We start from the raw sequence: 13,874 nt of genomic DNA, 5'->3' as shown, positions 1-13,874 counted from the left end.
TAAATGCAATCTAGTTTGTTTATCGAAAGAATCTACCAAGAAATCGAAATGGAAATCTTAAAAACCATTGGCGAGACACTAGCTATCGGATTGTATGATGACCAAGGCCATTTAAGATGGCAAATGAACCAGTTATCAATGATTGGTAGGTTAAGACAAAAGCATTTTGAAATCATTGCTAATCATGCCAATATGACGGTTCAAGCAGTCGCTCAACTAATCAATGAGTCAGCTATCAAAGAAGCTACGCGGATTGACAATCAAGTGAAACCAGCAATTGATGCGGGAAAAATTGATGCGATAGCTACTAATGACCGTCTTTTTAACTCAATTAGAGCTTTAGAAAGGCAAGCGATAGATATCACTAATATGCTTAATAGTTCTCTATTAGAGGGCGCAGAACAAGTTTATCGTGATATTATCACTCAATCAGTTGTTGAGGTTTCTGTCGGAAGGAAATCTTTAAATGAAGCATTAGTAAAGACGATTAAAGAGTGGGCAGATAAGGGCATTCCAACGTTTACCGATAAAGCAGGCAGACAGTGGAGTAATGAAGCTTATGTGAATATGACGGTAAGAACGACAGTTAAGAATGTTGTCAATCAAATATCTAATGACCGATTTAATGAATATGATATTGATTTGGTGCAAGTTTCTGATCATTCAGATAGTCGACCAGATCATGCGCCTTTTCAAGGGAAAATTTATTCAAGAAGCGGTAAGTCTAAGAAATATCCGCCTTTAGAAGTTACAGGTTATGGTGATTCAATCACTGGATTAGTAACAGGAATAAATTGCAGACATATGCTATATGCCTATATTGAAGGAGTATCTCTTAATAATTCTAAGGTTGTTAGTCTGAAAGAAGCTCAAAAGAACTATGAACAAGCCCAAAGACAACGCTACTTAGAAAGACAAATAAGAAACGCTAAGAAGCGTAAAATCGTCCTAGAAAGCGTTAAGGCAGAGAAGCAAGAGATTATCAATGCTAAAGAATTAATCAAGCGTAGACAAGCAAGAATGAGGCAATTTATTAAAGATACTGAACGTACTAGAAGATATGACAGAGAAAGGGTGGAGAATTAATGAACCATGAAACAATGTTGCTGGTAGCTAAGAAAGCATTAGAATCTGTGGATCCATCTGATGTAGTAAGAGTAACTTTTGATCAAGGGCAGAGCCCGAACGGTTACGCAGGAATGACAATCAACGTTATTTTTAATGAGCCGAATAATCAAACTGATGAAAAAACCGAAGAATGGCTTGGTGATTAGCAGGAGGTGATCTTGTGCTGAAAGATGCTGTATCTCGTGACTAAACGTTAATTAGGAGGAAGTATGGAACAAAAAGATTTTACTAAGTCAATAAACGATTTGATTTTGCTAGGGAAAGAACAAGGACTAAGCACTAAAGGTATATCAGATAAATGGCATACCTTTGGAGAGCTTTACTATCATCGCATGATGTTGTTTGCTATTATCTGCAATCAAAACAAAGAGATTGCATGGAAAGCTAAAAAACATAGTGACGGAACAATGTTTGAAGATAGTTTTAATGTTGGGATTAATACACCAGAGGGTCAATATACCTATCACTATCATTTAGACGATTGGGATATGTTTGATGTAAAGGAATTAGAATATGCACCAGAATACGATGGGCACAAGCCTAAGGATATCACAAGACTAATAAGTATTTTATAAAAAAGTCCTATCAGTAGGGCTATTTTTTATGGGCTTTTATCTGTTAGCCCTAAAAGAAACAGAAGGGAAAAATACCTATTACAGGGGGAAATATTAATGGAATTTGAAAATCAAGTTACCGTTGACGAAACAACGGAGGAAACAAAGGTTACTGAACCAGAAAAATCAGAGGAAAGCAAAAATTCTTTTTCGCAAGAAGATGTTAATAATGTAGTCGCTCGAGAGACTAAAAAAGCAACTGAAAACTTGCTAAAAGAATTGGGAATTGAAGATTTTGAAAATGCAAAAGACGGTCTTCAAAAGTTCAGAGAATGGAAAAACTCGCAAAAGACAGAAGCTGAAAAACAGTCAGAAAAGCTGCAAGCAGCGATTACTGATAAGGAGCAAATAGCTGAAGAAAACTCAACGTTAAAAGCTCAAATCAGCGCCTATAAGTTAGGAGTTAAAGATGATTCTTTAGAAGATGTCATTCAACTTGCAAAAGCTAAAGTCACAGATGATATAACAATCGATGATGCAATTAAGCAAGTGGTCGAGAAGTATCCTCACTTCAAAGAAGCAAAAGAGGATGATTCAAACACTAAGCCTAAATTTGTAGTCGGAAAAAATCCAACTTCTTCCGATGACGGAGATGTTTGGGAAAGCGTAATGAAAAAATATAAAAAATAAGGAGTTAACAAAATATGATTACTTTATACACTCAAAACTTTGTAAAGATTTTACCGGATATTTATGCAGTTAAATCACTATTCTTATCCACTTTTGGTGGGGCTCTACAAGTAAAAGACGGAGTCTCTGAAACAGATAAGTTTATGGAATTAAAGACAATTGATGCCGATGTAACAATTCAAGATTATTCAACCGATGCAAACGTAGGTTTCTTAACAGGAACAGGAAATACAACTCGCTTTGGTCCTCGTAAAGAGATTAAAGCAGTAAATAGCCAGATTGAATATGAAGCGCCTTTAGCGATTCATGAAGGCATTGATAACATGACTGTGAATGAAAATCCACAGAGAGTCATTGCAGAGCGTTTAGCTAAGCATGCCGAAGCATGGACGGAACACATTAACGCATTTTTATCAAAAGCACTATCTGATGCAGCATCTGAAACCTTAACAGGTGAATTGACAGAGGGCGGAGTCGCTAAAGTCTTTTCAGAAGCTCACGCAAAGTTTGTTAATAATAAGGTGGATACTGCTCTTGTAAAGCGTGCTTACGTTTCTCCAGCAGTATTTAACTTAATTATGGAATCTAAATTAACGACAACTGCTAAACATTCAAGTGCTGACATTGATAACAACACAATCACTAAATTTAAAGGGTTTGTTATTGAAGAATTAGCAGACTCTTACTTCCAATCGGGTGAAAATGTTATGTTCGCAGTAGACAATGTGGGAGTAGTCGGTGTAGGGGTTCATGTGGCGCGTACTTATGAGTCTGAAGACTTCGCAGGCGTAGCCTTACAAGGGGCTGCTAAATATGCTAAACATATTCCAGAGAAGAATAACAAAGGAATCTTAAAAGCGACTTTAACAGAAGCGGGAGTATAGGAGGTTAAAAAATGGCCAAATATAAAGTATTGAAACCAATTAAGGACTTGGAAACAAATAAGCGTTTAGAAGTTGGGGAAGAAGTTGAACTAACTGTTAAACGTGTCGAAGAGTCCGAGAAGAAATACGGAAAAGGTTACTTAGAACGTATTGAAGATAAAGGACCATCTAAAGGCGGTGAATAACCGTGGTAAATGCAGAATATTATACAGATGACTATGCGGGGGTGGAGATAGAACCAACCAAGCTAAATAGATTAATTAAACGAGCCAGCAGGGATATTAATTCCCTTGTTGGCTTTATTAATTATGAGGAATTAAGCGAGTGGCAACAAAAGCTATACGATGATGCGATTTGTGCACAAGTAGAGTTCTTGGCCACTAATGGCGAGCTCGCTTCTACTCTTGTAGAGTCACAAGCAGATAGCTTTTCTATTGGTTCTTATTCAGAGTCTAAATCAAGGCGAGTCAATGAACCTAAGCAAGGGGATATTACTAATCGTTACGCTTTAGCAACTTTAGATTACTTGGTTCAAGCAGGCCTTTGGTATCAAGGAGTGAGGGTGTTATGGTAAAGCCTATTCGATTGGATTTATTGATTCATACCGTTGAGGTTGAAACTTACTCGGAACCTGACACATGGGGAAATACCTATGAAGAGAAAAAGACCATTGAAAAAGTGCGGGTGGAACCAAGAAGAAATCTAGTGACAACGAAAGACAATCGTCAAGTGACTAGTAACGCTATTCTTTTTCATGATGCGACATTCTCAACACCTTGTGATTTCGAACTTGAAAGTAAAGTCATATTTAATGGCCAAGAAATGAAGATTGTTTCCATTCAACCATTTTATGACAATCAACGATTACACCACACCGAAGTGGGGCTGATTTAATTGTTTGATGCGCATATTAAGTTTGAGCGAGAAGGCATTGACCGAAAATTAAGGAATGGCCAAGACAAAGCTAAGATGATTCTCACCGAGCAGATTGTTAAGGATAGTAACGAATATGTTCCTATGCTTGAGGGTGTATTAAAGGGCAGTGCTTTATCAAACAGTGACTACAAAAACGGTATAGCAGTATGGCAAACGCCTTATGCTCGTAGATTGTATTACAATCCGCAGTTTAACTTTTCCAAAGATGCCAATCCGAAAGCAGGGGGCCTTTGGTTTGAAAGAGCCAAATCTAATCATCTGAAGGAGTGGCAAGATATTATAGCGAAGGAGTACACATAGCATGCAAGAGAAAATTGAAGAATTAATTACGCTGATCAATAGCTTGAATCTATTTGCTAAGTGTATTGTTGGCAATCTCTCTCAAGAAGATAGGTCTATCTCGCTGATAGTTGCGCCTAGCGGTTCGATTGATAGATTCCTGGATAGTAATCGGGTGGAGTCTTTCGCCTTTCAAATACTAGCTAAATCACCTAATCAAAAGGAAATAATTCAAGCATTAGATACTATCAAAGACGAATTAGAGCGTAATGGAGTAGAAACAACTACATTACCTAACTATGTTCAAAGAGACGGTAAGTCAACTATTTACACAGCGATATTCAAGACAAGTATCGAAAAATTTAATTAAAAGGAGTTAGTAAAATGTCAGAAACTATTACACAACAACAAAAACGTGATCAACGTATAAAGAACGCGAAACTCAAAAAACATTATATTGCAGACCCAGCTTACCCAGACCATTTTATGCGCTTAGGTAAGTATGTAACGGAAGCAAATGACGGTTCCGAAGACATCACAGAAGATGGTGTCGCATGGTATGACGGTGATGGTACGGTTTCAGAGGAAATCACTGGTTATACTGAACGAACAGAGTTTGTCGGAACTTATGGTGAAGACGAAGAAGCTATGCGATATTTAAATCACATCAGACGCGATCCGGGGAATCGTGAGGTTATTTGGAAGGTAGAAAACGCAAATGGTACAACGGAAGTCGGACTAGCAACTGCTTCAAATATTATTACAGGCGGTGGAAATGCAGGAGAGTTTGGACAGTTTGCGACAACCCTAACGCGTAAAGAAGCACCAACTGTCACGGATGCAGAGGGCAAAGAATACACTTTTGAACATCCAGCTGATCCAGCGAGCGTTTAATTAGGTCACACGCTATCTAAAGGGGGCATTTGCTCCCTTTATTTTTTTATCAAAAAGGAGATTAGAACATGAAAGTAATTAAAATCACACGTGATGTTATTGATATTCCATTTGTTGATGCGGATGGAAAAGAGTTGTTGAAGTTGGAATTCGAAGTGAATGATGAAAATCTAACGCGCATTATCAACTTTAAAGAAAATATGGGCAAAGAAGAAGTCTCAACTCTAGAGGACATGAAAGCAACAATTAAGAAGTATGTAGATATAACGCTTGGAGATGGTTCGTTTGAGAAGATTTACGCAATTAATCCTAACATTATCGCAATAACAATTTACTTCAAAGCGATTGCAGAAGGAATTCTTAGCGAAATCAACGAACGAAAATTTAATATGCAAAACAATGAGATTGATAATCTAATTAATTAGGGGCTGACAACATGCTTCAATTCTATTTGCCTCTAAGAGATTACATAGAAATAAACGGCAAAGAATACGGCATCAATAGCTATTTTAACGTGCTTTTAAAGGTCATTGATGTTTTACAAAGTGATCAGTTTGATGAAGCGGACAAGCTAGTGATAGCTTCTGTATTTATGTTTGGAGAGCCCAATTTAAGAGAAAAGTACCCTGACGATTCATCCGCTGAACGTATAGGCAAAGAATGGGAAAGGCTAGGGTTCAATTCTTTAGATCCCGCTTTAATTGCTGAAGCGATCGAAAAAGTCTTTGAGCTATACGGTGGGCAAAATTTCGAAGGTCAAGTCTATGACATCACAGGCGAGCCAATGCCAAAAGAAATGTTAAAAACAAGTGGCAGCGATGAAAAGTTAATCGATTATAACCAAGACTCGGATGCTATTTATGCCAGTTTCATGCAAGTGTACAACATTGATTTGATTGAGCAACAGAACAAGTTGCACTATGCCAAGTTCAAGGCCTTGTTAGACAATTTACCGTCTGATTGTGCAGTAGGCCGCTTAGTAGAGATTCGTAGTTGGTCAGAAGAAAATGACAATCGAGACCGCAAAGACATCATGCGAGAATTAAAAGCTAAAAACAAATTGAAAGGAGGTTAATAAATGTCAGATGGAAGAATAGAAATAAAGGTTGATGTTGAAGATTCCAAGGTCAAGAAACTCTCAAGAAGTCTAGATGACATCACAAGTAGCGCGAAAGGTACTAAAAGTTCATTAGATAATATTGACGGCAGTAGTTTAAGAAAAACTGGAGATAACGCTAAGTATGTTGGGGATAATTTAAAAGATGCCGATAGCAAAGCGTTGAGCCTAGCAAAAGCGTTCGGAATTGTTAAATTGGCAAGCGCTGCCTTTGATGCCATTAAAAATGCGATAGGCGACATGGTTGGAGAATTAAATGACTCTTTGAAAGCTTGGCGAACTTTTGAGGGCAATATATCCATGCTTGGTAAATCTAAAAAAGAGATAGATGCCGTTAAGAAGTCTTTGCAGACCTATGCTACCGAGACAGTCTATTCTGCTTCGGATATGGCCCAAACATACTCACAAATGGCTGCAATTGGTTATGAATCGGTTGAGCAACTTGTCAAGGGTATGGGTGGGTTAGCTGCATCAGCAGAAGACCCTAAGCAAGCAATGAAGACCTTGTCACAACAAATGACACAGGCTTTATCTAAGCCTGAATTAGCTTGGCAAGACTTTAAGTTGATGATGGAACAAGCTCCTGCTGGAATGAGTGCAGTTGCTAAAGAAATGGGAATGACGCTTGATGAATTAGTTGTAGCTATCCAAGATGGCGAGATTGCTTCTAAAGATTTTGCGGATGCAGTGGCTAAAGTCGGTACTAATGCAGACTTTACAAAATTAGCAACAGAATACAAAACAATTGACCAAGCAATGGACGGTTTGCAAGAGACAATCGCTAACAAATTATTACCAATGTTTGAGAAACTGACAGACACTGGAATAAAAGCTATCTCTGGATTAGCAGATGCGATTGATAAATTTAATTTAGATGGCTTCAACGAGATTTGGAACAATCGCTATAGTAACAAAAGATTAGTATTTGATGATCTTGTAAAATCGGCTAATTCAGCCATCAGAGATTTACAAAAGGTAGACATCAAAAAAGCGGTTAATGGCCTCATGCAAGATGCAGTCGATACTATTCAGAATGGGTTCGATTTTAGTGCAAAAATGTATGATACCATGGCTAATTCAATTGACTCAATAAATTGGGGCGCACTTGGAAATAAATTAGGAGAGTTATTTAGTACACTTTTAAGCGGAGACTGGTTTAATGATTATGACATGAGTGGATTCTGGGCATCATACACTAAGTTTGAGACAGAATTTTTAAAAGCTATCGATGAGCTTGCTATCGGCATGTGGGACGGCATTATGGAAGCCCAAGGTTCCGCAGAAGAATGGGGCGTTTTTGAGAAGTTCTTTGCTAGCTTAGAAGACATCACTTGGAACGGAAGTTTTACTGGGTTAATTAATGATATTAATCAAAAATGGAAAGATGCTGTTGATGGTGTCGACTTCGATTGGAATGACGTTCTCGGTAAATTCGAATGGAATGACGGCTTTGTAAGTAATTGGTCGATGGACTGGAATAGACCGGGTGAATCTTTTGCAGAACTTGGTAATAAGATTATGGAAGGTCTTAAAAATGCTTGGGAGAACTTTAAGCAAGGAATTGCTGACTGGTGGAATAGTTTATCCATGCCAGAATTTAGCTTCCCAGAGTTTGAATGGCCAAATATTGATTGGGAAAATCCTTTTGAAAAAATTGTAGAAACTGTTAAGGGATGGTTCTCAAATTTTTCATGGCCAGAATTTTCATGGCCTAGCTTTTCATGGCCAGATTGGACTTGGCCAGAAACAAAAGTAGAAGCAAAAGAGTTAGAAGAAACTAAAACATCAGTCAGTGAAGATTTCAATAGTTTTTCTTGGCCAAACTTTTCTTGGCCAGAGTTCTCATGGCCTGAATGGTCATTTCCTGAAATTGATATTGATTTTAGCGGAGTTTTATCAAACTTAAAAGAAAAATTTGATGGCATGATTCAAAGCGCTAAAGAATGGATAGGTGGCCTTGATTGGTCGTTCTTAAATCCTACCAACTGGTTTGGTGGTGGGGCTAATGCAGCTGGAGGGGAAATTCAAACACTTGATGGGTCTTTCAACCTAGGAGAGTTGGCTTTAAATGCTGATTCAATTAGCGTGGCGAACATTGAGGAACAAATCAAACCAGCGATTGACTCATTAATTGAGTCGGTTAAGGCACAAATTAGTGAATCAAGCCCGGGGATTTCTGAAGCCTTTAATCAACTTTTTAGTGGTATAAATGCAGATAGTTTAAATGTTGAATCTAGTATCGTACCTATGATACGTACAGCAATGGAATCAGTGAAAACAACCATCGTTAGCTATCAAGAAGGAATAGGATCAACGTTTTCAAACATGATGAACTTAGCTTTTACCAATGGAATGTCAGATATTAATACGGTATTTGAAGCGCCTATGCAATCAGCAATGCAAGCTATGAATGATTATCTTTTACAAGGCTTTACACAAGCCGAGCAAACGACTTTAACTTCATGGCAAAACATGGAAACATCTACTGTCGATTCCACGCAAAGAATATTAGATAACATTATCCAAAATCAGCAGCAATCAAATGATGCTATCTTACAAGGATTAAATCAATCGGAGCAGACTACAACCACCTCATGGCAAAACATGGAAACAACCGTTAGCAATTCTATGGATCGCATTGTTCAGGCGGGTATACAGGGAATGTCTAACATGAATAGCGCGTTGTCAGAAGGATATTCACAAGCAGAGTCAACATCGCAAGGTACGGCAAATAGTATTGAACAAATAATGAGTTCGTTAAGTAGCACGTTATACAATATTGGGTATGACGCAGGAATTGGTTTTAATAATGGACTAGCAGCGACAGCAAGCACAATATACGCAACAGCAAGAAGTATCGCTCAAGGTGTTCAAAGGACAATGAAAGCTGCATTGGATAGTCATTCGCCTTCAAGGAAAATGTTTGCTATCGGTTCCGACAGTGGGGAAGGCTACTATCTAGGTTATGGCAGTTGGAAGAATGCGATCAGCAATTTGTCAAAAGATATGGCAAATGTTTCTTTGCCTAACATTGATAAGTTTAAAAATAAAATCGGTAAGCTTCCTAGTTACGCAGGTAGCTTTAATACTAATGTTTCTCAAGTGCTGCAAGCATCCAATGAGATTAATAATTCGGAGGTTGTAGAAGCAGTAGAAAGTTTAGAAGATACCGTTTCTAAGTTAAGACTAAATCTGGATAGCAAACCGATTGCAAATGCAGTTCAACCGCACATAGACAGAGGAATTGGCCAAGAGAGTAGATACAACGAAAGGTGGGTGATGGGTTAATGAGTCAAATTCCAATCAGGGAGTATATTTTTACAAATAACTTCAATTCAAAGACTTTGGGGTTGAGAAGAAGAAGCCATGACTATCCATCACCTGATCCCAAAGGGTCAAATGTTTCTATTCAAGGACAAAACGGTTCTCTTGATTTTGGAATGATCGGCGGAGAGAAATTCTTTGAAGATCGTCCGATTAGTTATGAATTTGTAACTGTCCGAATGGATAAAAATAAGCGTAAAGCATTAGAGATGACCATCAAACAACAGCTTGTACCATACGGCAGACAACCAATTTATGATACTTGGTTTTATGGCCATTATTGGTTTGGAGAATGCACAAAAGTTAAGGTTAAAGACGATCCGAGAAATAGAGGGACACTCGTTTATATTGAGTTTGCAGTCTATCCTTATCTTTACTCAACTTTTGATTATTTCCCAGACATTTGGGATATATTCAACTTTGATACAGATGTTATTAACTATAGTTTTTACTATATCGACGGTGTTTATGAAGTGGATTTATATAATCGTGGCGGGTCTAGTACAATCCCATTGATTACTGTCTATAGTGATGAATTAATCGAGGAAGGACTTGATGATTCAGGTGAATCTATCAGAGATACCGTTTTAAAAGAAGGAGAGCTATATACAGTAAAGCCTGGAGATATTCTTCATCGAATAGCTAATAAGTTCAATGTTTCTTTATCTGAATTAGCTAGGTGGAACAACATCCGTATGGATTCGCAAATTTATGCAGGTCAAGTTTTACAAGTTAGCGCTCCGCAATTAGTGTCTGCATCTGGTAATTTGATCACAACTAATCCAGTCTATATGCAGATTGAATATTACGGGGATGTGATCAATTTAGAAAAAGGCGCTAATAAAAACACCAGTCTCGTTTTAAGGCAAGGACTAAATCATCTAAAAATCAAAGGCAAGGGCGTTATTGGGTTCCAATACAGGGCGGAGGTGATGGGATAATGTACCGTGTTATTTTAAAAGATAATCATTTAGATAATGCAGGGAAGATACTCCATGAACCACAAGCCAATGGAAACAAATTAATTAGTGGTAAAGGTGTCCTGAGGTTGCAAGGAACTGATTCTTTTGTAGCTGATATACCTAGCAATAATGACCACTACCGAGCTATTAAACCTTTTAAATCTTTGATTGAGATATACAACATATATAATCAAGAAACGATTTTCGAAGGGCGCATTATTGATCATGACATATCACTTGATGCTGGGGGTTACCATTTTCAAAACATCGTTGTCGAGGGAATGCTTGGTTATTTTAGAGATTCAAGTCAACGCTATGCTAGGTTTCAAAATAAAGGCGCTAGGGACTTATTAGAGTATATAGTCAATGATCATAATACACAGGTTGAACCTCATAAACGGTTTATAGTTGGAGAAGTCACAATGGAGTCTGTTACTGATGCGCCTTATCGGTGGATAGGGTATGGAAAAACCTTTGATGTTTTAAGAGATATGCTCTTAAGAGACATTGGGGGTTATTTTATTGTTCGCAGAAATGAGGAGAAACAGCTTGTCATTGACTGGTTAAAAGAGGTGGGGGAGAAATCCGATACCAAATTTGAATATGGCCAGAATATTATAAAGGCTAGAAGAACAATTGATGTATCACAATTAATAACAGTCATTGAACCGTTAGGGGCTGACTTAGATAGGTCTAACAACATAGAGAGCGAGCTATACGGCTCTCAAGTAACAAGGCCTAGGTTAGACATTAAAAGTGTGAATAATGGTTCGCCGTTCTTACGAGATGAAAAACTAATCGAAGAATTTGGTGTGATTATTGGCCAAGTAGATTTCACTGAGATTTCAGAACCTAGGTTATTAAAAAACAGAGGGCAACAGTACTTAGACCAACAGTCTGCAAGTTTCAACTCTTGGGAATTAGATGTAGTCGATCGTAGTCTAATTGACCCTTTCTTTGACCCTATAAAAATAGGCAATCAATACGAAACGGACATTCCGATGATATCGGCACCAGAGTTCTTACAAGTGACCGAAAGAGGGTTTGATGTGGTTAATTTTGATGCGGTTTCTATTAAGGTAGGGTCTTCAAATGTTAGCTTGTCTAAATACCAGTTAATCAATCGGGAATCAAAAGAATCTATGCTGAAATACCAACAAATGCAAATAGAACAAATTAAAAAACAAAATCTAATCAACAGTATCAATTTACAAATCCAAGCGATAGTAAGCGAGATTGAAAGATTAGAACGGCAAAAGCAGCAATTAATTGCAGACGAAGCAACACAAGAAGAAATAAACGCAATTACAGATAACATCAATGCTAAGCAATCGGAACTGGTAGAACTGCAAAACAAGTTGGCAGAATTAAACAATAAGGAGGCAGACAATGGATAATTTAAACAATTTCCCGTTTGTTGATGAAGAACGCGCAAGGGTATGGGCGGAATTGGAAGCGAAAAGGGATTGGGACAAGGTTGACTGGTCAACTGAAAAACAGATAACAGAATTGATCGAATTTATAAAAAGGAAAGGTTATGGCGGCGACGTAAGAGAAGCGATTGCACAAGGTTTCCAAAAAATGATAGATACTTGGATTTATCAGGGCATGTCAGAGGCTGAAATAGTGCTTGCTAGAGGAAAAAATGAAACGTTATCTAAAAGGTTCGGAAGTATAGATCAAGAAATCGTAGAAATTCTTAACAAAATTATCTACCTTTCTAAAGATAAAGTTTCAAAAGGTAAAGTTGGACTTGATGAATTAACGCAAGAAGTTAAAACAGCCATAACAGGTGGTTCAGTTGCGGTTGTCGGTATCAATGCAGTAGATACAATAAATGTAAAAGACAAAGCAATTACTGTAAAAAAATTAAATTTAGAATATAATTATGCTAGAGATTTGCACTTCGAAATTGGGTCGATTTCTTCTTCTGATGGTTCAGACACGCTATCTAATAATCGAATAAGAACAAAAAATATATTGCATTTGGATAAAGGTCAAAAAATTTCTTTTCTTGACAATAGGTTGTCATTGGGTATTTTTAAGTATACCTCGAGTGGGACGTATATTAGTTCACCAAACGTGTGGTTAAAAGAATACACAGCTATTCAAGACGAATATTTGAAGCTGACAATAAAAAAAGCTGATAATGGAGAAGATATCAGTGATTACACCTCAAACATTCATGAATTCATGTTTATTAACGGAGATAATAGGTTAATAAAAAAACCAGATCAAATCGCCAACAATGTCATAATGCCAGAACATTTAGCTTTTGATTTATCAGTAAAAACCTCTGTTGATTTAATTATTTTTGCAGGGCAATCAAACATGGCAGGCAGGGGGACAGCAAGTGCAGCTCCCGAAATTAAACAAGGACACGGCTTTGAGTTTAGAGCAATTAGTGACCCAACTAAACTATACAATATAATTGAGCCTTTTGGCGTGAACGAAAACAAAGAAGGTGGAATAAGTGAGCAGACAAAAACAGGATCATTAGTATCATCTTTTGCTAATACATGGTATAAAATTAATAAGAGACCAATTGTTGGAGTATCAGCAAGTAAAGGCGGGTCTGTTATTTCAGAATGGCAAGTTGGACAACCATATTATGAAGATGTAATTCAAAGATTTTCCATAGCTGAAAAATGGTTAACTGACAATGGTTATAAAATAAATTCAAAAATCTTTTTATGGTTACAAGGTGAAACAGACGGTGTAAATAAGACAGCAAAAGAAACATATAAGGAACTAGTATTGCAATTAAAAAACAATATCTTAAAGCAGGGATTTGATCAATTTCATATGATTAGAATTGGACAATGGAATGGAGATAGTCAAAGCCACGAAGAAATAATAAAAGCTCAAACGGAATTGGGCGAAATGGAAAAAGATATAACATTAGTTAGCTTATCGTTAGCCACTTTAACAGATCAAATGAAGGATACTCAGCACTTTAACCAATATGCTTTGAATTTAATTGGCGAGGAATCAGCAACTAATAGTTCTTTTGCAATCAATAATTATAAGCAACCCATTGATTATGATCATTATTATAAAAAAATTTTTTTCCCTCAGATTAATTAACAAGTAATATTACATATGA

At 37.2% G+C, this 13,874-nt stretch carries 17 protein-coding genes; all 17 read left to right on the top strand.

What is annotated here, in order from left to right; translation table 11 throughout:
• The first annotated feature begins 3 nt into the window (after nucleotides 1-3).
• The 17 genes from ACQV2S_RS01195 to ACQV2S_RS01115 all read left to right on the top strand — a co-directional run bounded on the left by ACQV2S_RS01195 (nucleotide 4) and on the right by ACQV2S_RS01115 (nucleotide 13,855).
• Nucleotides 4-1,086, top strand: a complete 1,083-nt coding sequence (locus ACQV2S_RS01195; protein WP_428884875.1) for a phage minor capsid protein — start codon at nucleotides 4-6, stop codon at nucleotides 1,084-1,086.
• Nucleotides 1,086-1,274, top strand: a complete 189-nt coding sequence (locus ACQV2S_RS01190) for a hypothetical protein (RefSeq protein ID WP_428884874.1) — start codon at nucleotides 1,086-1,088, stop codon at nucleotides 1,272-1,274. Before ACQV2S_RS01195 ends, ACQV2S_RS01190 begins: the two co-directional genes overlap by 1 nt.
• Nucleotides 1,275-1,337: 63 nt before the next feature.
• On the top strand, nucleotides 1,338-1,703 hold the full coding sequence (locus ACQV2S_RS01185; protein ID WP_428884873.1) for a hypothetical protein: 366 nt from the start codon (nucleotides 1,338-1,340) through the stop codon (nucleotides 1,701-1,703).
• 96 nt (nucleotides 1,704-1,799) lie between these two features.
• A complete protein-coding gene (locus ACQV2S_RS01180) occupies nucleotides 1,800-2,372 on the top strand; it encodes a hypothetical protein (RefSeq protein ID WP_428884872.1) in 573 nt (190 codons plus the stop codon).
• Nucleotides 2,373-2,386: 14 nt separating this feature from the next.
• Entirely contained in the window at nucleotides 2,387-3,256 is an 870-nt protein-coding gene (locus ACQV2S_RS01175; RefSeq protein ID WP_428884871.1) for a capsid protein, read from the top strand.
• Between the two features lie 11 nt (nucleotides 3,257-3,267).
• Complete coding sequence (locus tag ACQV2S_RS01170) at nucleotides 3,268-3,441, top strand: hypothetical protein (RefSeq protein WP_428884870.1); 174 nt, start codon at nucleotides 3,268-3,270, stop codon at nucleotides 3,439-3,441.
• Nucleotides 3,442-3,443: 2 nt separating this feature from the next.
• Nucleotides 3,444-3,830 (top strand): hypothetical protein, encoded by a 387-nt coding sequence (locus ACQV2S_RS01165; protein ID WP_428884869.1) that lies wholly within the window; start codon nucleotides 3,444-3,446, stop codon nucleotides 3,828-3,830.
• Nucleotides 3,824-4,150 carry a putative minor capsid protein gene (locus ACQV2S_RS01160; protein WP_428884868.1) on the top strand — a complete coding sequence of 109 codons (327 nt, stop codon included), beginning with the start codon at nucleotides 3,824-3,826 and terminating at the stop codon, nucleotides 4,148-4,150. The genes ACQV2S_RS01165 and ACQV2S_RS01160 overlap by 7 nt, the downstream gene beginning before the upstream one ends.
• Nucleotides 4,151-4,492 carry a minor capsid protein gene (locus ACQV2S_RS01155; protein ID WP_428884867.1) on the top strand — a complete coding sequence of 114 codons (342 nt, stop codon included), beginning with the start codon at nucleotides 4,151-4,153 and terminating at the stop codon, nucleotides 4,490-4,492.
• A 1-nt stretch (nucleotide 4,493) separates the two neighbouring features.
• Entirely contained in the window at nucleotides 4,494-4,841 is a 348-nt protein-coding gene (locus ACQV2S_RS01150; protein ID WP_428884866.1) for a hypothetical protein, read from the top strand.
• A gap of 14 nt (nucleotides 4,842-4,855) precedes the next feature.
• Nucleotides 4,856-5,365: a phage tail tube protein gene (locus ACQV2S_RS01145; protein WP_428884865.1), complete on the top strand. Its 510-nt coding sequence runs from the start codon at nucleotides 4,856-4,858 to the stop codon at nucleotides 5,363-5,365.
• Between the two features lie 68 nt (nucleotides 5,366-5,433).
• On the top strand, nucleotides 5,434-5,790 hold the full coding sequence (locus ACQV2S_RS01140) for a hypothetical protein (RefSeq protein ID WP_428884864.1): 357 nt from the start codon (nucleotides 5,434-5,436) through the stop codon (nucleotides 5,788-5,790).
• Nucleotides 5,791-5,801: 11 nt separating this feature from the next.
• Entirely contained in the window at nucleotides 5,802-6,440 is a 639-nt protein-coding gene (locus tag ACQV2S_RS01135; RefSeq protein ID WP_428884863.1) for a Gp15 family bacteriophage protein, read from the top strand.
• A gap of 3 nt (nucleotides 6,441-6,443) precedes the next feature.
• Nucleotides 6,444-9,770, top strand: a complete 3,327-nt coding sequence (locus tag ACQV2S_RS01130; RefSeq protein ID WP_428884862.1) for a tape measure protein — start codon at nucleotides 6,444-6,446, stop codon at nucleotides 9,768-9,770.
• Nucleotides 9,770-10,747: a LysM peptidoglycan-binding domain-containing protein gene (locus ACQV2S_RS01125; protein WP_428884861.1), complete on the top strand. Its 978-nt coding sequence runs from the start codon at nucleotides 9,770-9,772 to the stop codon at nucleotides 10,745-10,747. Before ACQV2S_RS01130 ends, ACQV2S_RS01125 begins: the two co-directional genes overlap by 1 nt.
• The gene (locus tag ACQV2S_RS01120; RefSeq protein ID WP_428884860.1) at nucleotides 10,747-12,165 is read left to right on the top strand and encodes a phage tail protein; all 1,419 of its coding nucleotides are present in this window, start codon (nucleotides 10,747-10,749) and stop codon (nucleotides 12,163-12,165) included. The genes ACQV2S_RS01125 and ACQV2S_RS01120 overlap by 1 nt, the downstream gene beginning before the upstream one ends.
• Entirely contained in the window at nucleotides 12,158-13,855 is a 1,698-nt protein-coding gene (locus ACQV2S_RS01115) for a sialate O-acetylesterase (RefSeq protein WP_428884859.1), read from the top strand. Before ACQV2S_RS01120 ends, ACQV2S_RS01115 begins: the two co-directional genes overlap by 8 nt.
• Nucleotides 13,856-13,874 lie beyond the last annotated feature (19 nt).

The sequence above is a fragment of the Facklamia sp. P13064 genome, assembly GCF_050409425.1.
Taxonomy (GTDB): Bacteria; Bacillota; Bacilli; order Lactobacillales; family Aerococcaceae; genus Facklamia.
Note: the sequence above shows the minus strand (reverse complement) of the source record. Positions and strands in the feature narration are given on the sequence as shown.